Annotated in this window: 1 protein-coding gene; it reads right to left on the bottom strand. The window is 44.0% G+C overall.

Features of this window, described 5'->3' with window-relative positions:
• Positions 1–268 (bottom strand): DDE-type integrase/transposase/recombinase (locus tag FC89_RS12235; protein ID WP_157060735.1); only part of this gene is annotated, 268 nt, incomplete at both ends.

Raw genomic sequence — 268 nt, 5'->3', positions numbered from 1 at the left:
CACTTCGGTACTGGCTGCCCAAGTCAGTGTGCAGAATCAAACCGGCCTTGACGGTTCTAGTTTCACAGGCTTGATTAAGTACATTGACAACCAACTCGGTTGTCATGTGCCGGCTTAATTTATGAGCGATAATTTTGCGAGAATACAAGTCCATGATGGTTGCCAGATAGCACCAGCCATCAGTTTTGGTCGGAATATTGGTAATATCAGCGGCCCATTTTTGATTAGGTTTGACAGCCTTAAAGTCTTGTTTTAACAGGTTAGGGTA

The sequence above is a fragment of the Liquorilactobacillus ghanensis DSM 18630 genome (assembly GCF_001435235.1).
Classification (GTDB): domain Bacteria; phylum Bacillota; class Bacilli; order Lactobacillales; family Lactobacillaceae; genus Liquorilactobacillus; species Liquorilactobacillus ghanensis.
Note: the sequence above shows the minus strand (reverse complement) of the source record. Positions and strands in the feature narration are given on the sequence as shown.